The organism is Desertimonas flava (assembly GCF_003426815.1).
Taxonomy (GTDB): Bacteria; Actinomycetota; Acidimicrobiia; order Acidimicrobiales; family Ilumatobacteraceae; genus Desertimonas; species Desertimonas flava.
In genome coordinates this window covers 17,060-38,416 of the sequence record NZ_QKYK01000018.1, presented here as the reverse complement: position 1 = coordinate 38,416, position 21,357 = coordinate 17,060, and the positions used below count along the sequence as shown (strand labels likewise).

The following is a 21,357-nucleotide window of genomic DNA, read 5'->3' as shown; positions in this document are numbered from 1 at the left end:
CGTCCGGACGTTCAACACTCCGGTGGGTCAGACGGACACAGGCTGGTCGTCGGGAATGGCGCCGAGGGCGGTCCCTTCGACGCTGTCGACGCTGGCGGCTTCTTCCGCCTCTTCGGCCTCGAGGGCCTCGATGAGGTGCTCGCCCTCGACGTCGAGGTCGGGCAGCGCACGGTCGAGCCAGCGCGGCAACCACCACGCCTTGTCGCCGAACAGGGCCAACACGGCAGGCACGATCATCATGCGAACCACGGTGGCGTCGAGCAGGACGGCGATCGAGAACCCGAGGCCGAACATCTTCATCGTCGGATCGTCGCCGATGATGAAGCTGGCGAACACGCTGATCATGATCAGCGCCGCCGCCGTGATCACCCGGGCCGACGACGTGAGGCCGGTCAGCACGCTGTGGCGGGCCTGCTTGGTGCGCACGTAGTCCTCACGGACCCTCGACAGGATGAACACCTCGTAGTCCATCGACAGGCCGAACAGGATGGCGAACATGAGCATCGGCAGGAAGCTGATGATCGGGATCGTCTCCTCGAGACCGATGACGTCCTTCAGCCAGCCCCACTGGAAGACCGCGACGACCACGCCGAAGCTGCTGGCGATGCTGAGCAGGATGGCCAGCGCCGCCTTGATCGGCACGAGGATCGAGCGAAAAACCATCAGCAGGAGGAGCATCGTGAGGCCGATGACGAGCGCCATGAACAACGGCAGCGCCGACGTCATCCGGTCGGACATGTCGATCAGCGTCGCCGTCTGACCGGCGACGGACGCCTCCACGCCCGTCGAGTCCTCGACCGGGTCGAGCACGTCGTGACGCAGCCGGTGGACGAGGTCCTCGGTGTCCGGCGAGGCGGGCGAGGTGCGGGGCACCATCGAGATGACCGCGGTGTCACCGGCCTCGTTGAACAGCGGGTCCTCCGCGTGGAGCACACCGGCGTCGGACCGCACGGCGACCGCCACTGCGTCGGCGGCCGCCTGGGGGTCGGCGGCGTCGGAGGCATCGACCACGATCATCATCGGACCGTTGAACCCGGGACCGAAGCCGTCGGCCAGCAGGTCGTAGGCCCGGCGGGCGGTCGTCGACTCGGGCTGGGACCCGGCGTCGGGCATGCCGAGGCGCATCGACAGCGCCGGGATGGCGAGCACCAGCATGATCGCCAGGCCGCCGAGCAGGGCGACGCCTGGCCGGCCGATCACCCTGCGGGCCCAGCGGGCGCTCAGCGTGTCGTGGGCCTCGGCGGCCGAGCCGGTGCGAGCCCGTCCGATCCGCCACTTGTCGATGCCGTGGCCGGCGAAACCGAGCAGCGCCGGCAGCAGTGTGACGGCGATCAGCACGGCCATCAGCACGGTGACGGCTGCGGCGAGTCCCATCACGGTGAGGAACGGGATGCCGATCACGGCGAGGCCGGCGAGCGCGATCACGACGGTCATGCCGGCGAACACGACCGCGCCGCCCGCCGTGGCGTTGGCCCGAGCGGCGGACTCCTCGACGGAGTGTCCCTCGGCCAGGTTCTGCCGGTGCCGGGTGACGATGAACAGGGCGTAGTCGATGCCGACGGCGAGACCGATCATCAGGGCCAGCGTCGGAGCCGTCGAGTTGAGGTCCATGAAGCCGGCGGCCAGGGTGATGCCTGTGAGGCCGATGCCGACGCCGAGCAGCGCCGACACGATCGGCAGGCCCATGGCCACGATCGAGCCGAACGAGAACAAGAGCACGATCACCGCCACGCCGAGGCCGATCAGCTCGGACGTGTGGCCGATCTCCTCCTCGGCGCCGACGTCGCCGCCGAACTCGACCTGGAGGCCGGCGTCGAGCGCCGGCGTCACGGCCTCCTCGAGCGCTTCGACGTCCTCGGTCGGCACCTGTTCGGCGGGCACCGCGAACTGCACCTCGGCGAAGGCGATGTCTTCGTCGGGCGAGATCGTCCCGGCATCGAACGGACTGACCACCCCGACGACGCCGGGGGACTCGCGCAGTTCGGCGAGCGTCGCGTCGATGGCCGCCCGGCTCGTCCCGTCAGACAGGCTGCTGCCGTCGGCGGTGGCGAACACGACGCGCGACGACGACCCGGCCTGCGCCGGGAACCGCTCGTCGAGCAGATCCATCGCCTGCTGCGACTCGGCACCGGGGATGTCGAACACGTCGTTCGTCGACCCGCCCCACGCCGCCGACGCGCCGATGACGACGACCAGGGCCGCCAACCATCCGAGCAGTACTCGCCGCCGTCGGCGCACCGCCCAGTGGCCCAATCGGTACAGGATCTTCGACATCGTCCGGTGCTCCTCGTCCACGACGGCCCTGCGCCGTCGCTCGACGACGCAAGCAGTCGAACCTTGGGAAAGCCTGGAGATCGGCTTGATCGCCTCGCAAAGTTGGCGGTGACGCGTGACACCACGGCGATCCGCTGCGACGATGCACAACGTGCCCAGACGGACCGAGACCGCCGGTCACGCCCGCTCGGATCGCCGCATCCTCGTCGTCGACGACGACGACTCGATCCGCGACCTCGTGAAGACGGCGCTGTCCTTCGTCGGCTTCACCGTTGGCGAGGCAGCCAACGGGCTCGACGCCCTCGCCAAGGCTCCCGAGTTCGCCGCCGACCTGATCGTCCTCGACGTGATGATGCCCGGCATCGACGGGATCGAGGTCTGCCGGCGCCTCCGGTCCGACGGCGACGACACACCCGTGATCCTGCTCACCGCCAAGGACACGTCCACCGACATGCTCGGCGGGTTCGGCGCCGGCGCCGACGACTACCTGACCAAGCCGTTCGACCTGCAAGTGCTCATCGCTCGCATCGAGGCGGTGCTCCGCCGCACGTCGCCCGCCCCGGGCTCGACGAGCGACACCTTGTCGTTCGCCGGCCTCGAGATGGACGAGCGTGCCCACCGGGTCCGCCGCGACGGCGACGTCGTCGCCCTCTCCCCCACCGAGTTCAAGCTGCTTCGCTACCTGATGCTCAATGCCGAACACGTCGTGTCGAAGACGCAGATCGCCGAGCACATCTGGCAGTACGACTTCGGCGGCGACCCCAACATCGTCGAGACCCACATGTCGTACCTGCGCCGCAAGCTGGGCGAGCCGCGGCTGATCCAGACCGTGCGCGGGGTCGGCTACGTCCTGCGCTCCGAGGCCTGACCGCGATGAGACTGCGCCGCCACCGCCTGTCCACCCGTTGGCGGATGGCGTTGTGGGTGACCTCGATCGTCATCGTCGTGGTCGCCGTCGCCGGGCTCATCACGCTGCAGCTGGTCGAGCGGAGGTTCGTCGACAACATCGACAGCGACCTGCGAGATACCACCAGCGGCATGGTGGCGGCGGTCGACGAGTTCGACCTCGAGGTGTTGCAACGGATCCGTGACAACGAGGATCTGCAGCAGCTCGGCGACGACAACGAGGTGATGCTCATCGTGTCGAGCGACGGCGTCGAGTTCTCGCTGCCCGACATCGACACCGCCGAACCGGGGACCTTCCCCGACATCTCGTCATTGCGGCTCGGCCAGCTCCAGAGCCGGGCCGAGGAGCCGTTCACGCTCGACGGGTCGAACGGCCTGGCCGACTTCCGCATCCTGACCGCCCAGCTGGCCGACGGGAAGGTGCTGGTCGCCGCGGCCTCCCTCGAACCGCTCGACCGGGCGCTCGAGACCGTCAGCGGCGTCTTCCTCCTCGTCGCCATCATCGCCGCCGTCGTGCTGTCGGTGATCGTGTCGTTCGTCGCCGGCTACGTGACCCGTCCGATCAACAGCATGATCGCCACCGCCGAGCGTGTCGGCACCGGCGCCCTCGACACGCGCATCCCCGTCGACGGCGTCGACGACGTCGCCCGCCTGGCCACGGCGGTCAACTCGATGCTCGACCGCCTCGAGTCGGCCTTCGCCGACCGGGCCGACTCGGAGCGCAGGCTGCGCCGCTTCGTCGCCGACGCGTCCCACGAGCTGCGCACCCCGCTCGCCGCCGTGCTCGGCTACGCCCAGCTCGTCCAGACGGGCATGGCCAGCACGCCGGAGCAGGTGGACCACGCCATCGAGCGGATCGCCAGCGAAGGCGAGCGCATGCGCCTGCTGGTCGAGGAGCTCCTGACGCTCGCCCGGCTCGACCACGGGCGAGGCCTCGAACGGATCCGTGTCGATCTCGTCGACATCGTGTCCGCCGCGGTCGACGACGCGGCGACGATCGACGACACCCGTCCGGTGACGCTCACGACCACACCGGGCGACCACACCGTCGACGCCGATGCCGCCGCCATCCGCCAGGCGGTCGACAACCTCCTCGCCAACACGCGGGTGCACACTCCGCCGGGCACGCGGGTAGCCGTCACGCTCACGGCCGGGGTGGACGACACCGGTGCCCGCACGGTGATCGTCCACGTGGACGACAGTGGGCCGGGCCTCGACGACGCCGACGTCGCCCACGTGTTCGACCGCTTCTACCGCTCCGAGCGGTCGCGTTCCCGCACCGCCGGCTCGGGTGGCTCGGGCCTCGGACTGTCGATCGTGCAGTCGATCGTCGTGGCCCACGGCGGACGCGTCGCCGCCGGCGCCTCGCCCTCGGGAGGCGCCCGGTTCACCGTCAGCCTCCCCGCCGCGTCGTCCTCCGATCATCCCGGCGACCGATCGACGGACCCCGACCACGATGGTTTCGCTCTCGACGCCCCATAGTGCGGCCGCGTACAGTCGCCACCATCGCTGCAGACACCAACTCTCCGAGCAACGCACCCACCACCGTCGCCGCCGACTCGTCGGCAACCACGGCCGCCATACCGGGCGCCCGTAGCCAGCGGCGCGGCCGGTCGATCTCGATGACCAAGGCCGAGCTCGACGAGTTCCTCGCCGCCGAGCGCACGTGCCGGGTCGCCACCATCTCACCAGCCGGTCCGCACAACACACCGCTGTGGTTCGCTTGGGACGGCAACTCCCTGTGGTTGACGTCGATCGTCAAGAGCCAGAGGTGGGCCGACCTGCAACGAGATCCGCGTGTCGCCGTCATCGTCGACGCCGGAACCGACTACGCCGAGCTTCGAGGAGTGGAGATCGCCGGTACGGTCACCGTGGTGGGTGACGCCCCCCGCCCGACCGACGCCGCCGAGCATCCCGAGCTCACCGAGCCCGAGCGTCTCTTCGCCGAGAAGTACACGGGCGGCACGTTCATCAACGACGGCCGGCACGGCTGGCTCCGGGTCACGCCCGGCAAGATCACCAGCTGGGACTTCCGCAAGTCCTTCGAGCCCGGTACCGGAGGCGCCTCGCGCCGAGGCTGAGATGACCGCCACGACCGACGTCTCGGGCCAGACGGACAGCGGCGACGCCGCCTGGAACGCGCGCGTCGACCTCGCCGCCCTGTTCCGCGCGTGCGCGCTCCACGACCTCCACGAGGGCATCGACAACCATTGCAGCGTGGCCGTGCCTGGTGTCGCCGACCGCTTCCTGCTCAATCCGTACGGCCCACACTGGAGTGAGCTGTGTGCCGGGGACCTGCTCGAGGTGACCCCCGACGGGACGGTCGTGGGTGACAGCGTCAGCAGCTACGAGACGACCGCCTTCTCGTTGCACGCCGCCGTGCACGCGGCACGGCCCGACGCCAATTGCGTCGTGCACACCCACATGCCGTACGCCACCGCCCTCGCCCTCACCGAGGGCGGGTTCGACACCCGCCTGTCGCAGAACGCGGCCAAGTTCCACGGAGGCCGGTACGCGTTCTACCGGGACTATGGCGCCCGCTTCCTCACGCCCGACGAGTGCGCACCGATCGTCGAGCTGGCGGCCAGCGGGGTTCGCGTGGTCCTGCTCGCCAACCACGGCGTGCTCGTCATCGGCGAGACCGTGGCCAGGGCGTGGTGGGACCTGTACTTCTTCGAGCGGGCCGCCATGGTGCAGGTGCTCGCCGCATCGACCGGGCAGCGGCTGACGCCCATGCCGGAGGCGGTCGCCATCCGGGCCGCCGAGCAGTTCGAAGAGGAGCGCGACGACGCCCCGATCACGTGGGCCGCCGTGCGTCGCCGTCTCGACCGCGAGCTGCCGGGCTACGCGCTCCCTGGGAACCGCTAGCCGGTGGCCGACCAGACCCAGTTCGCCGACGAGGCGATGGAGTTCGCGCCGCAGCTCTACTCGGCCGCGCTCCGGATGACCCGCAACGAGGCCGACGCCGCCGATCTCGTGCAGGAGACGTACCTGCGGGCCTACCGGGGGTTCGCCGGGTTCAAGGAGGGCACCAACCTCCGGGCCTGGCTCTACCGCATCCTGACCAACACTTACATCAACAGCTATCGGGCGAAGCAGCGGCGACCCCAGGAGACCGAGCTGGAGGACGTCGACGACCTCTACCTGTACCGCCGCGTCGGAACGATCGAAGCCGCCGTGGCCAACCGGACCGCCACGGCGTCCGCCGAGGACCAGCTGATCGACGCGATCGCCGACGACGACGTCAAGCAGGCGCTCGAGGACCTCCCCGAGGCGTTCCGCCTCCCCGTGCTGCTGGCCGACGTCGAGGGCTTCGCCTACAAGGAGATCGCCGAGATGCTCGACATCCCGATCGGTACCGTGATGTCGCGGCTCCATCGGGGAAGAAAGGCGATGCAAAAGTCGTTGTACGACTATGCCGAGGCCCACGGCTTCACAGGCGGCGCCCGTGACGCCGCGGCCAAACAGTGAGCGATGACGTGAACCAACCAGCATCCAGCGACGCCGAGAAGGCCCCAGGCGACTGCAGCGAGACGCTGCAGGAGCTGCAGCTGTTCCTCGACGGGGAGCTGCCCGAGGGGGAGCGAGCACACGTGCTCGCCCACATCGAGGCATGCCTCGAGTGCTACCAGGCGTTCGACTTCCATGCGGAGCTGAAGCAGATCATCGCCATCAAGTGCCGCAACGACCCGATGCCGGGCGACCTCATCGGCCGCATCCGCCAGTGCCTGGATGACGAACCCGCCGAGGGCGCCACGGAGTGACACCGGTCCCGCCGGAGCGGCGAACTTCTGCCGAGCGGCGTGGTTCGGTACGCTGACGGCCATGCTCGCAGCGGAGATCTGGTACTGGTGGATCGGTGTGATCCTCACGGGTGTCGGCGTCCTGTCCGTCATCGCCCTGATCGCCGGCTACTTGAAGAACGTCACGGCGCTCAAGTACCCGGGCCGCAAGCAAGAAGACGACTGACACGGTCGGCCGTCGTCGTGTGCACGATCGAGGAACGGCCACGCACGACCTGCTGAGCCGCTGCTCGTTCCCGCCGGCCGAGACGCCGGTCACGTGCGCATTCTCGGGCGGCGCCGACTCCACCGCGCTCGTCGCCCTCGCCGCTGCGGCCGGTTGCGTGGTCATGGCCGTGCACGTCGACCACGGGCTCCGGGCCTCCTCATCCGGCGAGGCCGCCGCAGCAGCAGCGATCGCCAACCGGCTCGCTGTGGAGTTCCGATGCGTCACCGTCGACATCGACGACGGTCCCAACCTCGAGGCCAGGGCCCGGGACGCCCGCCGGGCCGTCCTGCCCGCCGGCCACCTGACCGGCCACACCGCCGACGACCGCGCCGAGACGCTGCTGATCAACCTGATGCGGGGGACCGGCGGTGACGGCCTGACCGCCCTCGGCCCTCACCCCACCCGCCCGATCCTCGCCCTCCGCCGATCCGAGACCCGCCAGCTCTGCGCCGACCTCGGGATCGTGCCGGTGACCGACCCGTCCAACCTCGACCCTCGCTTCGTCCGCAACCGGGTGCGCTCGGACGTCCTGCCGCTCCTCGACGACATCGCCGGGCGCGACGTCGCCGAACTGCTCGTCCGCACCGCCGACGTGGTGGGTGCCGATCTCGCCCTGCTCGACCGCCTGGTCGACGCGACCGGGGTCGACCCCACCGACGCCAGGGCCCTCGCTGCCGCCGACCCGGCGCTGGCCCGGCGCGTGCTGCGCCGCTGGCTCACCGGCACCGGGTATCCACCCGACCGGGCGGCTGTCGATCGCGTGTACGAGGTGGCGATCGGCGCCGTGAAGGCATGTGAGCTGACGGGCGGGATCCGAGTGGAACGATCCTCGGGCCGTCTGAGCATCCGGCACCGACCCGGACTAGCCTCCTCGGACGGTGTTGACGACGTGTGACCGCTCCGCTGCAGCTTCCCACGGGGGGACCTTCTAGATGGCGACCCGGCTGCGCGGTCGTTGGGCGCTGGGTATCAAGCCGCGGCATTTCACCTGGATCCTCAAGGACAAGGTGGCGATCTGCGAACGCCCGGGAGGCTACGGCGACAACCATCGCCGCGTGCGCCGTCAAGAAGAGATCATCTGGATCCGCGAGAACGGGTTCGGGTGCGTGCTGTCGATCATCCAAGCACCGCACAACCTCCACAACTACGACGAGCTCGGCGTCACCGCACGGCACCGCCCGTTCAACGGCGAGGACCTCGACCCCTGGTTGAAGGCGTTCTACCGCGAGCTCAACGACCTCTTGAAGTCCGGCACCAAGGTGCTGGTGCACGGCGAGGAGGTCGGCGACCGCATCGTCGGCATCATGGGCGGCTACATCCGCTGGGCGGGGCTCGTCGACGACGACACCAAGGCGATCACCGTCACTGAGCGGCTCGCCGGGCGGCAGCTCGACCCGTTCGCCCGCAACGTCATCCTCAACGCCACCAAACTTCGCTGAGGATCGGCGAACCGGCGGTTGCTCCGCGCCGTCGAACAACTGCGTGAATCGGCAGCAAAATGCGTCCTACAGTGACCGCCTTATGACTTCTCACCCGGCGAACTGGTACCCCGATCCTCAAGGGCGCCACGAGCACCGCTACTACGACGGCAACGCGTGGACCGACCACGTGAGCGACAACGGCCAGCCGTCGATCGACCCGCTCAACGGAAGCGCTCCCTCCGGCGCGATGGACAAGGTCGACTCGTTCCTCACCGTCGGCGACGAAGGCAATCGCGTGAAGATCGCCCAGCAGCTGACGGCCGACGGCTATCGCGGCGCCGGTCTGCGAGGTGTCGTCGGCGGTGGAACGGGCTCGGTGTTCGACGAACCGGTGCTGGTCGTCAACCAGAAGGCCAAGCTCATCGAGCTCAACAACCAATACTCCGTGTTCGACCAGCAGGGCAACAAGATCGCCGCGGTCAACCAGGTGGGCCAGAGCACCGCCAAGAAGGTCCTCCGCATGGTCTCGAGCCTCGACCAGTTCATGACGCACAAGCTGCAGGTGACCGACGCGTCGGGGCAGGTGCTCATGCAGCTCACCCGGCCCCGCAAGGTCTTCAAGTCCACCGTCGTGGTCTCCGACGCCAACGATCGGGAGATCGGGCGCATCGTGCAGGAGAAGATGATCGGCAAGATCAACTTCTCGCTGGAGTCCAACGGCCAGCGCCTCGGCGGCATCTTCGGCGAGAACTGGCGGGCGTGGAACTTCCGCATCGAAGACGCCTCCGGCACCGAGGTGGCCCGCATCACCAAGACGTTCGAGGGCGTCCTGAAGACCGCCTTCACCACGGCCGACAACTACGTCGTGCAGAAGCACTCGCAGCAGCCCGAACCGCTCAACACGCTGATCGTGGCCTCCGCCCTCTCCGTCGACACCGCCCTCAAGCAAGACGCCCGCGGTTTCGGCTGACCGCCTTCGTCCTCGGCGGCATCGCTTCGCTCGCCGCCTGCGGCGAGTTTGGCTGAGCTCGCTTCGCTCGCACGAAGAGTTGAAAGAGGCGGCGGCGCAGCAAGCTGCGCTGATCGCCGCATCGAAGGGGGAATCCCCCTTCGAGCATCCCCCTTCGGCACCCGCGCGTTGATCGTCTCGCGACCGATTCCATCCGCGCGTTGATCGTGCGGCGACGGAAAGTAGCGGGGTGAACGGGGCGAAATGGGTACGGTCTGAGGAATGTCCGGCAAGCGGGTGCTCGTCAGCGGGATGGGCGGCGACCTCGGCTCGCGCGTGGCGGAGGTGCTCGAGGCCGAACCGTGGGTCGACGAGCTGCTCGGCATCGACACCGACCCGCCCCGACGCCGACTCGACCGGGCCCAGATCCACCTCGCCTCGCCTCGCGACCACGACCGCGTCGTGTCGCTGATCAGCGCCTTCAACCCGCACGTCGCCGTCCATCTGTCGGTCTGGGAGCCGTTCAGCCGTGTCGCGCCGCGCACGGCCCGTGAGCTCACCGACCAGGCGGGCATCTCGATGCTCGGAGCGGTCGCCGAATGCCGGGCGCTCGAGTCGATCGTCGTCCGCAGCGGCATCGAGGTGTACGGCCGGGCCCGCGGTAGCGCCACCCGCCCCGACGAGTCGGCGCCGATCGACCCGACGTGCGAGTTCGGTCACACGCTGGCCCGGGTCGAGGAGACCGCCCGTGACATCGGGCGTCGCATCGGCGTGCCGGTCGCCCTGGTGCGGCTCGGGAACGTGCTCGGCCCCCATGTGCCGAGCCCGCTGGGTCGCCTCCTGCGCATGCCCGCGGTGCCGTTCAGCCTGCTGGCCGACCCGCCGTTCTCCGTCGTCGAGGACGTCGAGAGCGCCCGGGCGTTCGTCGCCGCGGCCCGCCGCCAGCTCGACGGGGCCGTGAACGTGACGGCCAACGGCGCCATCACGGCGCTCCAGGCCCTCCGCCGGGGCGGCCGCTTCCCCGTCCCCCTCGTCGGACCCGAGTGGAGCATCGCCAAGAGGGCGAGCGAGCTGCTCGGCGCGCCGATCCCCGATCACGTGCTCGAGATCCTCCACCGGGGCCGGCTGGCCAACAACGGGCGGATGCGGGAACTGCTCGGCTTCTCCTCGGAACGCACCACGGTCGAGGTGATCGACGACCTCTACCACTGGCCGTCGGTCATCCGCATCCCCGCCCGGAAGCGGGTGGCGTGATGGCGCAGGTGATCTCGCTGCCGGTGCAGAAGGTGGCGTCGGCCGCGGCCAGCGCGACGGCGGTCACCACGTGGGACGTGGACGACTGGGGACGCGACGCCACCCTGGCGCGGATCGCCGGAGGTCTGCTGCGCCTGCGCTGGAACGTCGCCGTCGGCGGCCAGGAGCGCCTCCCGGCCGAGGGCCCGGGGCTCGTCGTGGTCAACGCCCGCCACTTCATGCTCACGCCGTGGATCGCCGCCCTGGCGCTCGGACACGAGGTCGGCCGGCCCGTGCGCTTCGTCGGCCGGCCCGACACCGCCCCCGTCGGAGCCCTGGCCCGACGTCTCGGCGGACTCCTCGACCGCCCCGACGAGGTGGCTTCCGCTCTCCGCGACGGCCAGCTTCTGGTGGTGGGCGCTGCGGGTGTCTTCGATCCGGGCAAGGTCGGTGAGATCGACCACCGGGTGATCGGCGCCGCCGTGCGCACGTCCACCCCCGTGTTCCCTGCGGCCGTGTCGGTCTCGCCCATCGGGCGCAGCGCCCGCATCGAGGTGGCCGACGCCGTCAGACCACCTCGACGCCGACGCGGCCCGTTCGCCGAGCTCGAGCTGGCCGACCGCCTCGAGGCCGCCCTCGGTGAGCTGCTCGACTCGTCAGCGGCGCCTCGCACGGGAACGCCGCTGGATTGGATTCCCCTCGGCCTGAGCGGGGGCCGCTGATGCCCACCACCGACTGGCGGGAGGCGTCATGGCGTTCGTGAGAACCGAGGACGGATGCCGCATCCACTACGAGGTGACCGGGCGCCGCTCGGCGCCTCCGGTGCTGATGATCCAGGGCCTCGGCATGGACAAGCACGGGTGGGACCTGCAGCGGCTGGCGCTCTCGAGGCGCTACTGCGTCATCGCTCTCGACAACCGCGGCGCCGGCCGCAGCGACAAGCCCCACGGTGAGTACCGCCTCGAGCAGATGGCGAGCGATGCCATCGCCGTGCTCGACGACGTCGGTGTCGAGCAGGCCCACGTCGTCGGCGCCTCGATGGGCGGTGCGATCACGCAGGTGCTCGCCGTGCTCCACCCGCACCGGATCCGGTCGCTCACCCTGGCCTGCACGGCATGTCGCAATCAGCCGTGGCGCACCGAACTGCTCGGCGACTGGGCCGATCAGGCGCAACGGGAGGGTCTCGGCCGCATGGCCGGTCAGGCCGCCCGCTGGATGATCGGGCCGCGCTCGTTCCGGCGGGTCGTCCCGCTGCTCGGTTGGCTCGGGCCCCTCGGTCTCGGCCGGCCGAGCCACGCCTTCGCCGCGCAGGTCGCGGCGATCAACGCGGCCGACGACTCGCTCGTCGAGCACCTCGGGAAGATCACGGCGCCGACGCTGGTCATCGTCGGCAACCAGGACATCCTCACGCCGCGCGGTGACAGCGAGGAGCTGGTGGAGCGCATTCCCACCGCCGAACTCGTCGTCATCAGCGGCGCCGCGCACGGGCTGATGATCGAGCACGCGTCCACCTTCAACCGCGTGCTGGGCGACTTCTTGTCGCGCGCCGAGACGGCCTACCGGTCCACGCTCGTCGACGCCGAGCCCGCTGCCGCTGCCGCGGGCTGACGACCGGAGCCGTCGGCGTCAGGACGTGGCGCCGGTGGTGTCGACCGGCACCGAGCCCGTGCGATCGCCGCAGTCGGTGACCGCCACGATCGCCTGCTCGCGCAGGTCGTACACGGACCGGAAGTCGCCCTCGTGCTTGTCGAGGAACTCGGTGAAGCTGGCGACGCCGGGATCGCAGGACCGGTCGATCGCCCTGGCGTAGGGCAGTTCCCAGCCGTTGTCGAGGTGGGCGTAGCCGCCCTGCAGGTCGACGATCGCCGGGAGTTGGAAGCGGTTGGGTTCCAACGGATCGATCGGGACCAGGGCGAACCAGACGATGGTGTCACCGAGGGCCTGGACGAGGACCGCGCACCCGTACTCGACGAGCTGCTCGCACTCGACGACGCCCGGGGTGCCGGGGAAGACCTCGACCAGTCGGGGTTCACCGTCGACGAGGATGTTGAGCCCGAGGCGACCGCTCACTCTCCCGTGCTCGGTCATTGCGAAGTTCTCCTGCTGGAACGCCGTGACGAGCGAGACGGTGTCGATGCGGCGGGTCTCGACGCCTTCCTGACCGTCCAGTCCGGAGAATCCCGACTGCCCGGACTGCAGGAGCACCGCGCCCAGGGCGAGGACCCCGACGGCGACGACGGCCGCGAGGAACCGCCACGAGAGAAGCTGCCGCATCGCTGTTCGAGCGTACTGGCCGCACCCCGGCCGGCGGGGGCAGGCCCGCCGGCCGACGTCGCGACCGGCGACCCGCGGATCGCTCGGAGCTCAGGCGAGCTCTGTGACGGCGCGGTGAGCGGCGCGCTCGGCGGCCGCGGCGATGTCGGCGAGGACCTCGTCGGTGTGCCCGAGGCCGACGAACACCGCCTCGTAGGCACCGGGCGCCAGCGCCACCCCTTCGGCCAGCATCGCCCGGAAGAACGCGCCGTACGCCGCCTCGTCGGTGCGCTTGGCGCTCTCGAAGTCGACCGGGTCGGGCCCGTCGCCGCACACGATGCCGACGAGCGTGCCGACGACCGGGAAGCGGGCCGGAAAGCCGGCCGCCGCGCAGGCGTCCCGCAGCAGCGCGGCGAGACGGTGCGAGCGGGCCAACAGTTCCATGTAGACGTCGGGGGTGAGCTCGCCCAGCGCGGCGAGTCCGGCGGCGGTGGCGATCGGGTTGCCGGCCAACGTGCCGGCGTGGAAGACGGGTCCGAGCGGCGACAGCGTCTGCATCACCTCTCGCCGTCCACCGACGGCGCCGATCGGCAGCCCGCCGCCGATCACCTTGCCGAACGTCGTGAGGTCCGGGGTGACGTCGTACTTGGCCTGCGCCCCGCCGGTGTCGACGCGGAACCCGGTGATCACCTCGTCGAAGACGAGCAGCGCACCGACGCGGTCGCACTCGGCCCGCAGCCCGTCGAGGAACCCGGCCGCCGGGGCGACGACGCCCATGTTGGCAGCGATGGGCTCGACGATGACTGCCGCGACCGACTCGTCGAGCGTGGGCACCTGGTTGTACGGCACGACCATCGTCTCGGCGACGGCGCCCGACGGGACCCCGGCGGTGCCCGGAAGGCCGAGCGTCGCCACGCCGCTGCCGCCCGCGGCGAGCAGGGCGTCGGTGGCACCGTGGAAGTTGCCGTGGAAGATCACCACGCGGTCCCGACCGGTGAAGCCGCGGGCGAGCCGCACCGCCGTGCTCGTGGCCTCGGTGCCCGAGTTCATCAGCCGCACCTGCTCGCAGCTGGACACCCGTTCCGAGATCGTCGTCGCCAGCTTCATCTCGCGCGGCGTCGGAGCGCCGTACGAGGTGCCGTCGACCGCCGCCGCTGTGATCGCCGCCGTGATGGCCGGGTGGGCATGCCCGAGGATGACGGCGCCGTAGCTCTGGACGAGGTCGATGTACCGGCGGCCCTCGACGTCCCACACGTAGGGGCCTTCGGCCCGGGCGACGACGTACGGTTCGCCGCCGACGGCCCGGAAGGCACGGATCGACGAGTTCACCCCACCGGGAATCACGTCGGTGGAGCGCCGGAACAGCTCGGTGTTCGACGGCACGCCCCGGCCGGTGCACACCACGGGGTCGCAACCGGCGGCAGGGCACGCCACCGGGTCGCAGAACGAGATGCTGCTCACGCCGACCGGGCCAGTTCACCGAACCAGCGGGCGAAGTAGGTGAGGATGATGTCGGCCCCGGCGCGCTTCACGGCCGTCAGCTGCTCGAGCGTCACGGTGTCGTGATCGATCCAGCCGTTGGCCGCCGCCGCCTTGATCATCGCATACTCCCCGCTCACGTGATAGGCGGCCAGCGGCACGTTGACCCGGGCCCGCGTGGCGTGGATCAGGTCGAGGTAGGTCACGGCCGGCTTGATCATCACGATGTCGGCGCCTTCGGCGAGGTCGGCCTCGATCTCGGCGAGGGCCTCACGGCCGTTGCGGAAGTCCTGCTGGTAGCCCTTGCGGTCGCCGCCTCCAGCGATCGTCACGTCCACGGCGTCGCGGAACGGGCCGTAGAGGCCGCTCGCGTACTTGGCTGCGTAGGCCATGATCGCCACGTCGGTGAATCCGGCGTCGTCGAGCTGACCTCTGATGTGGGCCACCTGGCCGTCCATCATCCCGCTCGGCGCCACGATCTGGGCGCCGGCGTCGGCCTGGGCCACGGCGGCCTTGCCGTAAATCTCGAGCGTGGCGTCGTTGTCGACGGTGCCCGACTCGTCGAGCACACCGCAGTGCCCGTGGTCGGTGTACTCGTCCACGCACAGGTCGGCCATCACCACGACGTCGTCGCCGACGTCGGAGCGCAGGTCGGTGAGCGCCAGCTGCACGATCCCCTTGGGATCGAACGCGCCGCTTCCCACGGCGTCCTTGTGGGCGGGGACGCCGAAGAGGATCACGCTGCGCACGCCGAGCTCGGCCAGCTCGGCGACCTCGGCACGGAGGCTGTCGCGGGTGTGCTGCACCACGCCGGGCAGCGACTCGATCGGGAGCGGGTCGCTGATGCCCTCGCGCACGAAGAGCGGGGCGACGAGATCGGCGGGGCGCACCGACGTCTCGGCGACGAGGTCCCGCAGGGCAGGCGTGCGGCGCAGCCGCCGCAGCCGGGTGATCGGATAGCTCATCGCCAGCCAGGCTACGGACTCCGCGCCGACCTGACGGGACGTGCCTGGGCACTCTCCAGCGGAAAGGGCGTACGAGGCGCAGGGCCGTCCGCTGGTCGCCGTCCCAACCGGAGGGTAAATACCACGCTTCGGTGGGGTATGTACCCTCCCGTCCGCACCTGAGGTGTCCCCACGTCACCCACCGCCTCACCGACAACGAGATGCCCTCTCCGCAGACCCCCTGGCACATCCCGTCAGACTCGCGGGAGAGTGCGGGGCCCTATCCAGCGGCGAGGGCGGCGACGACGTCGTCGGTGTGGGGCGACGCGGCGATCGCGTCGACGGCGAGGCCGAGGCGCTCGGCGGCGGCTGCCGTCGACGGGCCGATCACCACGATGCGCCGTTCGCCGCCTGCGATCGGCAGCGCGGCCAGCGATTCGGCCGCCGACCCGCTGGCGAGGAGGACGGCGTCGGAGGCGGCGAGCGCCTCGATCTCGTCGGAGGCGGGTGTGCGAAGCGTCGTGCGGTACGCGTCGACCACCTCCACCGTCACGCCCCTGGACCGCAATCCGTCGGCGAGCGTCGGGGCGGCTCGGTCGGCGAGCGCGAGGAGCGCCGGCCCGCGCTCATCGGCCGGCCAGGCTGCGAGCAACCCCTCGGCCCGCTCGACCTCCGGCACCAGATCGACCGGACGACCGGCGACGTCCGCCAACACCTGAGCGGTCCGGGCGCCGACGGCGGCCAGGCGAAGGCGGCCGTGCTGGAGCGCGGCCGCCCCGACGGCCCGCGCGCCGTTGGTCGAGGTGACGACGAGCCACCGGAACTCGCCGAGCCGGCCGAGCGCGCCCCGGAGGGCGGCGCCGTCGTCGGCGGGAGGGCCGATGGCGATCAGCGGGACGTGGATGACGTCGTGGCCGAGGGCGACGAGTCGGTCGAACACGGCGCCCCGCTCCGCGCTGGTCACGGCGATCCTCATCGCCGTCGCCCGATCACCCCGACCAGCCGACCGCCTGCCGGGCGCGGTCGGCCGCCGTCCGGGCGAGCTCGAGGTCGTCGTCGACGACGCCGCTCATGGTGAGGGTCTCGCGGAACACCACCGGCGTCTCGCCGGGGGTGATGATGTCGGTGGCGGCGAGGAAGACGTGCAGGCCAACGTCGGTCACGTGGGCCGCCACCGGCAACGAGCACCCGGATCCGAGCTCGGCGAGGTAGGCCCGCTCGACCTCGACGGCGTGCCGGGTCGTCACGTCGTCCACCACGCCGAGGGCGGCGAGCGCGGCATCGTCGTCGGCCCGGCATTCGACGGCCACGCAGCCCTGGCCGACGGCCGGCACGAACCGATCGATCGGCAGCCGCTCGGCGATCCGGTCGGTCATGCCGAGCACTTCGAGGGCGGCGACGGCCATGACGATGGCCCCACCGTCGGGGATCTGCTCGAGCCGGCGGGCGATGTTGCCGCGCAGCTCGACGAAGCCGAGGTCCGGGCGTGCCGACGCCAATTGGGCGCGCCGGCGAACGGAACCTGTGGCGACGGTCGCGCCCGCCGGCAGCTCGTCGAAGCGGTTGCCGATGAGCGCGTCGGACGGATCGCGGCGCGCGCAGAACGCGCCGACGGTCAGGGCGTCGGGCGTCGTCGTGGGCAGGTCCTTGGCCGAGTGCACCGCAGCATCGGCTCGTCCCTCGAGCACGGCGAGCTGGATCTCCTTGGTGAACACACCCTGCCCGCCGATCGTGTGCAGCGGGACGGTCGAGCGCCGGTCACCGGTCGTCTCGACGATGACCAGCTCGACCGGCCGGCCGGTGGCCGCAGTGATCGCGTCGGCGACAGCCGCGGCTTGGGTGGACGCCTGCGGGCTGCCTCGGGTGGCCAGCCGCAGCGGTGCGCCGCTCACTCCAGTTCGAACAGGTCGCTGACGGCTGCCGCGTTGCGTTGGCCCTGCGGGGTACCGGCGTCGTTGCGGAGTCGCACCGACGGCGAGTGCAGCAGCTTGGCGACGATGGCCTTGGTGAGCGCGTCGACCGCAGCCCGGCCGGCCTCGTCGAGGTCGCCGAGACGATTGGCGTAGCGCCGCAACTCGGCTTCGCGGATCTGCTCGGCCCGCTCGTGAAGCCGAGCGACGAGCGGGGCGGCGAGCCGCGCCGTGGACTCGACGAGGAACTGCTCGAGCTCGTCGGCCACGATCCCACGCACACGGTCGGCGTCGGCTGCCCGTGTCTGGAGGCCCCGCTGCGCCCAGTCCCGCAGATCGTCGAGATCGAGGAGGGTGACGCCATCGAGCGTCGACACCGCGTGGTCGACGTTGCGGGGCACGGCGATGTCGACGACGAGCAACGGTCGTGCGGGCGCGTCCGTCCGCCGGGCGAGAAGCTCGGGGGTGACGATGGTGTCGCCGGAGGCGCACGTGACGGCGACGTCGGCCGACGCGAAGGCATCGTCCAGCCCGTCGAAGCCGATCAGGGTCCCCCCGACACGCTCGGCGAGGGCGGCCCCGCGCGACGGTGTGCGGTTGGCGACGACGATGCTGCCGGCACCGGCGTGGTGCAGGGCGGTGGCGACGCCGCGTCCCATCTCTCCGGCGCCGACGACGAGCACGCGTCGACCGTCGAGCGACCCCAAGCGCTCGGTGGCCATCTCGACGGCGGCATGGCTGATCGACGCCGTGCCGCGTCCGATCGCCGTCTCGGTCCGCGCCCGCTTGCCCACCCGCAGGGCCCGGCGGAACAGCAGGTCGAGCGTCGACCGCACCCCCCCGTTGCCCTGGGCGACCTTCCAGGCCGATCGAACCTGCCCGAGGATCTCGCTCTCGCCGATGACCGCCGAGTCGAGGCCGGCTGCAACCTCGAACAGGTGAGTCGCCGCACCGTCCTCGTGCTGGGTGAACAGGTAGGGGCTGAGATCGTCGACCGCCAGCGAGCCGATGTCGGCGAGGAACTCGGTGGCATCGGCGTAGGCGCCATGAAAGCGCTCGGCGACGAGATAGATCTCTGTCCGGCCGCACGTGGACAGCAGCGCCACCTCGCGGATGTTGTCGCGCTGGACCAGTCCGGTGACGGCCTTGGCCTGCTCGTCGGGCGCGATGGCCAACCGCTCGAGCACGGCGAGGGGCGCACTCCGATGATTGACGCCAACGACGATGATGGACATGCGGCGACTAGCCTACAAGCGGGGGTGCTGGTGGCTCATAGCCCGGAGCCCGGCGCGGCGGCTGCGAACGCCGGACGACCCGGTCACGAGGCGGTTCCGCTGCGCCGGGCGTGATGGGATGCGGGCGGCTCGGCGCGCCGCTGCTCGTAGTAGCTGAGGATCTGCAGCTCGACGGCGAGGTCGACCTTGCGCACCGTCACGGTGGGCGGGACGTTGAGCAGCACGGGCGCGAAGTTCAAGATGCTCGTCACCCCGGCCGCCACCAGCTTGTCGGCGGCATCCTGTGCCGAGATCGCCGACGTGGCGACCACGCCGATCGACACCGCCCCCGACGCCACGATGTCGCCGAGCTCGTCGACGCTGCGCACCTCGATGTCGCCGAGCATCGTGCCCACCTTGGCCGGATCGATGTCGACGATGCCGGCGACGGGGTAGCCGCGGGACCGGAAGCCGCCGTAGCCGGCCAACGCCTGGCCGAGATTGCCCGCGCCGACGATGACGACGGGCCAGTCGTGGTCGAGGCCCAGTTCACGCCGTACCTGGTAGATGAGGTACTCGACCTCATAGCCGACGCCGCGCACTCCGTAGGTGCCGAGATAGCTGAGGTCCTTGCGCACCTTGGCGGCGTTGACGCCGGCCATGTCGGCCAGCTCGTCGGACGACACGTTGGAGATGCCCGCGTCGAGCGTCTCGGTCAGTAACCGCAGATACTCGGGTAGCCGGGCGACGGTCGCTTCGGGGATCCGGCGTCCGCTCGACATAGCCATCAGAGCCTCACGCTATTCCGCTCGTGCATGCGTTCACAAGCCGGCCCATCGTTCGTCCTCGCCCTCAGGGCGCCGCTCATCGCCGGGCGGTGGCCGGACCCGGTCGGTCCCCGTTCCACGATCCGACTCCGTCGGGGGTGCTCGAGGGGGATTCCCCCTCGATGCGGCGATCAGCGCAGCTTGCTGCGCCGCCGCCTCTTTCAACTCTTCGTGCGAGCGAAGCGAGCTCGATCAAACTCGCCGCAGGCGGCGAGCGAAGCGATGCCGCCGAGGACGAAACTACACCAGGGATGATCGCAGGAGTTTGCCGTTGGCGTTGCGGGGGAGCTCGTCGACCACGAGGATCTTCGAGGGCACCTTGTAGCGGGCCAGGTGGTCGCCCACGTAGTCGATGAGCGCCTCCTCGTCGAGCTCGGCGCCCTCCGCGAGCACGACGAAGGCCTTGACCGCCTCGCCGGTGTGCGGGTGCGGGATCCCGACCACGCCGACGTCGACGACGCCCGGGGCCTCGGCCAGGACCTCTTCGACCTCGGCCGGGAACACGTTGAATCCCGAGACGATGACGAGGTCCTTCGCCCGATCGACGAGGTACACGTATCCGTCGTCGTCGCAGTAGCCGATGTCGCCGGTGCGCAGCCAGCCGTCATCGGTGAGCACCCTCGCCGTCGCCTCGGGATCGTCGAGGTAACCGGCGAAGACGTTCGGACCGCGCAGCCAGATCTCACCGGCGTCGCCGACCAGGGCGTCGTGGCCCTCGTCGTCGACGATGCGCATCTCGATCCCGGCGAGCACGACACCCACCGACCCGGGGCGGGAGGCGATCCCGCTCGACGACGTCACCACCGGGGAGGCCTCGGTGAGCCCGTAGCCCTCGCCGATGTCGACGCCGAATCGCTCACGCATCCGCTCGATCGCCGAGACGGCGAGCTTGGCCGCCCCCGACGACGCCAGCCGGACACCGGCGAAGGCATCCGCCGGTGCATCGTCGAGGTGGCTGAACGCCAGCCACATCGCCGGCGCGCCCGGAACGACGGTGACCCCTCGCGCCCGGATCGACTCGAGCGCGGTGACGGGATCGAACCGCTGGACGAGGAGCACGGTCGCCCCCATGTACAGGCCCATCCCGAGGACGACGTTGAGCCCGAAGATGTGGAACAGCGGGACCACCCCGTACACGACGTCGTGGGCGCCGACGCGGTCGACCGTCGTGGCGATCTGTTCGAGGTTGGACAGCAGGTTGCGGTGTGTGAGCATCGCCGCGCGGGGCGAGCCGGCGGTTCCGCTGGTGAACATCAGCACCGCGAGGTGGTCGTCGGCGACGTCCACCATGGGGACCGGTGAGGTGTCCAGCATGTCGGCGGCGACGACGGCGTCGGCCAGTCCCGCCCCGTCGACGGAGATGACGGTCTCGAGCGCCGGGAGCGACGCGCGGTCGACACCCGCCCACGATGCCGCCGCCGACCGGTCGACGATGGCCATCTTCGCCCCGACGACGCGTAGCTGCCGTTGCAGCTCGTTCGCCGGACTGGTGGGGTTGAGCGGTACGGCGACGGCGCCGATGCCGAGGATGCCGAGGTAGGAGGCGACGAAGGGCCGACCGTTGGCGCACACCAGCGCCACCCGGTCGCCCTGCTGCACGCCGAGGCGGCTCAGCCCGCCTCTCGCCCGTCCGGCCAGTTCGACCAGTTCGCGATACGTGGTGGACTGATTCCGGCTGATGATCGCAACGTCATCCGGTTGGTGACCGTCGATGATCGACGCCAGGTTCACCGAACACCGCCCGCGTGCGGCCGCCGTGGATCGAGACCCGATTCGAGATGACCCCTCCGCATCGGCGGGTCACTGTACACGCGGTCCGTTTCGGCTCGGGACGGGCAACCCCGCCCGCCGGGCCCTACATCGTCATCAACGAGATGATGCCGGCAACCAGGATCACCGCGAGGAGCAGGACGATGGTGAGCGAGGTCGCGGGACG

22 protein-coding genes are annotated in these 21,357 nt (G+C 70.6%); 13 read left to right on the top strand and 9 right to left on the bottom strand.

What is annotated here, in order from left to right:
* Positions 1–27: 27 nt before the first annotated feature.
* Positions 28–2,274, bottom strand: coding sequence for an MMPL family transporter (locus tag DN771_RS18745; RefSeq protein ID WP_116999141.1), 2,247 nt, complete (start codon positions 2,272–2,274; stop codon positions 28–30).
* 151 nt (positions 2,275–2,425) lie between these two features.
* Between DN771_RS18745 and DN771_RS18740 the strand changes: the two genes are divergently transcribed.
* From DN771_RS18740 to DN771_RS18685, 13 genes are all read left to right on the top strand, one after another.
* Complete coding sequence (locus DN771_RS18740) at positions 2,426–3,142, top strand: response regulator transcription factor (protein WP_227462409.1); 717 nt, start codon at positions 2,426–2,428, stop codon at positions 3,140–3,142.
* A 5-nt stretch (positions 3,143–3,147) separates the two neighbouring features.
* Positions 3,148–4,662: a sensor histidine kinase gene (locus DN771_RS18735; protein WP_116999087.1), complete on the top strand. Its 1,515-nt coding sequence runs from the start codon at positions 3,148–3,150 to the stop codon at positions 4,660–4,662.
* 140 nt (positions 4,663–4,802) lie between these two features.
* Positions 4,803–5,261 carry a pyridoxamine 5'-phosphate oxidase family protein gene (locus DN771_RS18730; protein WP_116999140.1) on the top strand — a complete coding sequence of 153 codons (459 nt, stop codon included), beginning with the start codon at positions 4,803–4,805 and terminating at the stop codon, positions 5,259–5,261.
* Between the two features lies 1 nt (position 5,262).
* Positions 5,263–6,048 (top strand): class II aldolase/adducin family protein, encoded by a 786-nt coding sequence (locus DN771_RS18725; RefSeq protein ID WP_116999086.1) that lies wholly within the window; start codon positions 5,263–5,265, stop codon positions 6,046–6,048.
* 3 nt (positions 6,049–6,051) lie between these two features.
* Positions 6,052–6,651 carry a sigma-70 family RNA polymerase sigma factor gene (locus tag DN771_RS18720; RefSeq protein WP_276113873.1) on the top strand — a complete coding sequence of 200 codons (600 nt, stop codon included), beginning with the start codon at positions 6,052–6,054 and terminating at the stop codon, positions 6,649–6,651.
* Positions 6,652–6,659: 8 nt separating this feature from the next.
* Positions 6,660–6,944: a zf-HC2 domain-containing protein gene (locus tag DN771_RS18715; RefSeq protein ID WP_162942123.1), complete on the top strand. Its 285-nt coding sequence runs from the start codon at positions 6,660–6,662 to the stop codon at positions 6,942–6,944.
* A gap of 61 nt (positions 6,945–7,005) precedes the next feature.
* Entirely contained in the window at positions 7,006–7,149 is a 144-nt protein-coding gene (locus tag DN771_RS29630) for a hypothetical protein (protein WP_162942122.1), read from the top strand.
* Between the two features lie 19 nt (positions 7,150–7,168).
* The gene (tilS, locus tag DN771_RS18710; RefSeq protein WP_116999084.1) at positions 7,169–8,086 is read left to right on the top strand and encodes a tRNA lysidine(34) synthetase TilS; all 918 of its coding nucleotides are present in this window, start codon (positions 7,169–7,171) and stop codon (positions 8,084–8,086) included.
* A gap of 37 nt (positions 8,087–8,123) precedes the next feature.
* The gene (locus DN771_RS18705; protein WP_116999083.1) at positions 8,124–8,630 is read left to right on the top strand and encodes a protein-tyrosine phosphatase family protein; all 507 of its coding nucleotides are present in this window, start codon (positions 8,124–8,126) and stop codon (positions 8,628–8,630) included.
* An 82-nt stretch (positions 8,631–8,712) separates the two neighbouring features.
* On the top strand, positions 8,713–9,582 hold the full coding sequence (locus tag DN771_RS18700) for an LURP-one-related family protein (RefSeq protein ID WP_116999082.1): 870 nt from the start codon (positions 8,713–8,715) through the stop codon (positions 9,580–9,582).
* 261 nt (positions 9,583–9,843) lie between these two features.
* Complete coding sequence (locus DN771_RS18695; protein ID WP_116999081.1) at positions 9,844–10,815, top strand: NAD-dependent epimerase/dehydratase family protein; 972 nt, start codon at positions 9,844–9,846, stop codon at positions 10,813–10,815.
* Entirely contained in the window at positions 10,815–11,516 is a 702-nt protein-coding gene (locus tag DN771_RS18690; protein WP_116999080.1) for a lysophospholipid acyltransferase family protein, read from the top strand. Before DN771_RS18695 ends, DN771_RS18690 begins: the two co-directional genes overlap by 1 nt.
* 28 nt (positions 11,517–11,544) lie before the next feature.
* Positions 11,545–12,402 (top strand): alpha/beta fold hydrolase, encoded by an 858-nt coding sequence (locus DN771_RS18685; protein WP_116999079.1) that lies wholly within the window; start codon positions 11,545–11,547, stop codon positions 12,400–12,402.
* Positions 12,403–12,420: 18 nt separating this feature from the next.
* Here DN771_RS18685 and DN771_RS18680 read toward each other — a convergent pair whose 3' ends face one another.
* The 8 genes from DN771_RS18680 to DN771_RS18645 form a co-directional block, all read right to left on the bottom strand.
* A complete protein-coding gene (locus tag DN771_RS18680) occupies positions 12,421–13,068 on the bottom strand; it encodes a hypothetical protein (protein WP_116999078.1) in 648 nt (215 codons plus the stop codon).
* A 90-nt stretch (positions 13,069–13,158) separates the two neighbouring features.
* Complete coding sequence (locus DN771_RS18675) at positions 13,159–14,448, bottom strand: glutamate-1-semialdehyde 2,1-aminomutase (RefSeq protein ID WP_420810933.1); 1,290 nt, start codon at positions 14,446–14,448, stop codon at positions 13,159–13,161.
* A gap of 56 nt (positions 14,449–14,504) precedes the next feature.
* The gene (gene hemB, locus DN771_RS18670) at positions 14,505–15,491 is read right to left on the bottom strand and encodes a porphobilinogen synthase (protein WP_116999077.1); all 987 of its coding nucleotides are present in this window, start codon (positions 15,489–15,491) and stop codon (positions 14,505–14,507) included.
* Between the two features lie 259 nt (positions 15,492–15,750).
* Entirely contained in the window at positions 15,751–16,434 is a 684-nt protein-coding gene (locus tag DN771_RS18665) for a uroporphyrinogen-III synthase (protein WP_162942121.1), read from the bottom strand.
* 25 nt (positions 16,435–16,459) lie between these two features.
* A complete protein-coding gene (gene hemC / locus DN771_RS18660; protein ID WP_116999075.1) occupies positions 16,460–17,362 on the bottom strand; it encodes a hydroxymethylbilane synthase in 903 nt (300 codons plus the stop codon).
* Positions 17,359–18,615, bottom strand: coding sequence for a glutamyl-tRNA reductase (locus DN771_RS18655; protein ID WP_116999074.1), 1,257 nt, complete (start codon positions 18,613–18,615; stop codon positions 17,359–17,361). The genes hemC and DN771_RS18655 overlap by 4 nt, the downstream gene beginning before the upstream one ends.
* Positions 18,616–18,698: 83 nt before the next feature.
* Positions 18,699–19,382: a redox-sensing transcriptional repressor Rex gene (locus DN771_RS18650; protein ID WP_116999073.1), complete on the bottom strand. Its 684-nt coding sequence runs from the start codon at positions 19,380–19,382 to the stop codon at positions 18,699–18,701.
* Positions 19,383–19,661: 279 nt separating this feature from the next.
* Positions 19,662–21,152 (bottom strand): AMP-binding protein, encoded by a 1,491-nt coding sequence (locus DN771_RS18645; protein ID WP_116999072.1) that lies wholly within the window; start codon positions 21,150–21,152, stop codon positions 19,662–19,664.
* Positions 21,153–21,357 lie beyond the last annotated feature (205 nt).

What these genes read in the sequence shown, in the direction of transcription:
- DN771_RS18745 (WP_116999141.1), bottom strand. Translation starts at nt 2,274, where the DNA reads ATGTCGAAGATCCTGTACCGATTGGGCCACTGGGCGGTGCGCCGACGG.
- DN771_RS18735 (WP_116999087.1), top strand. Translation starts at nt 3,148, where the DNA reads ATGAGACTGCGCCGCCACCGCCTGTCCACCCGTTGGCGGATGGCGTTG.
- DN771_RS18730 (WP_116999140.1), top strand. Translation starts at nt 4,803, where the DNA reads ATGACCAAGGCCGAGCTCGACGAGTTCCTCGCCGCCGAGCGCACGTGC.
- DN771_RS18725 (WP_116999086.1), top strand. Translation starts at nt 5,263, where the DNA reads ATGACCGCCACGACCGACGTCTCGGGCCAGACGGACAGCGGCGACGCC.
- DN771_RS29630 (WP_162942122.1), top strand. Translation starts at nt 7,006, where the DNA reads ATGCTCGCAGCGGAGATCTGGTACTGGTGGATCGGTGTGATCCTCACG.
- DN771_RS18705 (WP_116999083.1), top strand. Translation starts at nt 8,124, where the DNA reads ATGGCGACCCGGCTGCGCGGTCGTTGGGCGCTGGGTATCAAGCCGCGG.
- DN771_RS18700 (WP_116999082.1), top strand. Translation starts at nt 8,713, where the DNA reads ATGACTTCTCACCCGGCGAACTGGTACCCCGATCCTCAAGGGCGCCAC.
- DN771_RS18695 (WP_116999081.1), top strand. Translation starts at nt 9,844, where the DNA reads ATGTCCGGCAAGCGGGTGCTCGTCAGCGGGATGGGCGGCGACCTCGGC.
- DN771_RS18690 (WP_116999080.1), top strand. Translation starts at nt 10,815, where the DNA reads ATGGCGCAGGTGATCTCGCTGCCGGTGCAGAAGGTGGCGTCGGCCGCG.
- DN771_RS18685 (WP_116999079.1), top strand. Translation starts at nt 11,545, where the DNA reads ATGGCGTTCGTGAGAACCGAGGACGGATGCCGCATCCACTACGAGGTG.
- DN771_RS18680 (WP_116999078.1), bottom strand. Translation starts at nt 13,068, where the DNA reads ATGCGGCAGCTTCTCTCGTGGCGGTTCCTCGCGGCCGTCGTCGCCGTC.
- hemB (WP_116999077.1), bottom strand. Translation starts at nt 15,491, where the DNA reads ATGAGCTATCCGATCACCCGGCTGCGGCGGCTGCGCCGCACGCCTGCC.
- DN771_RS18655 (WP_116999074.1), bottom strand. Translation starts at nt 18,615, where the DNA reads ATGTCCATCATCGTCGTTGGCGTCAATCATCGGAGTGCGCCCCTCGCC.
- DN771_RS18650 (WP_116999073.1), bottom strand. Translation starts at nt 19,382, where the DNA reads ATGGCTATGTCGAGCGGACGCCGGATCCCCGAAGCGACCGTCGCCCGG.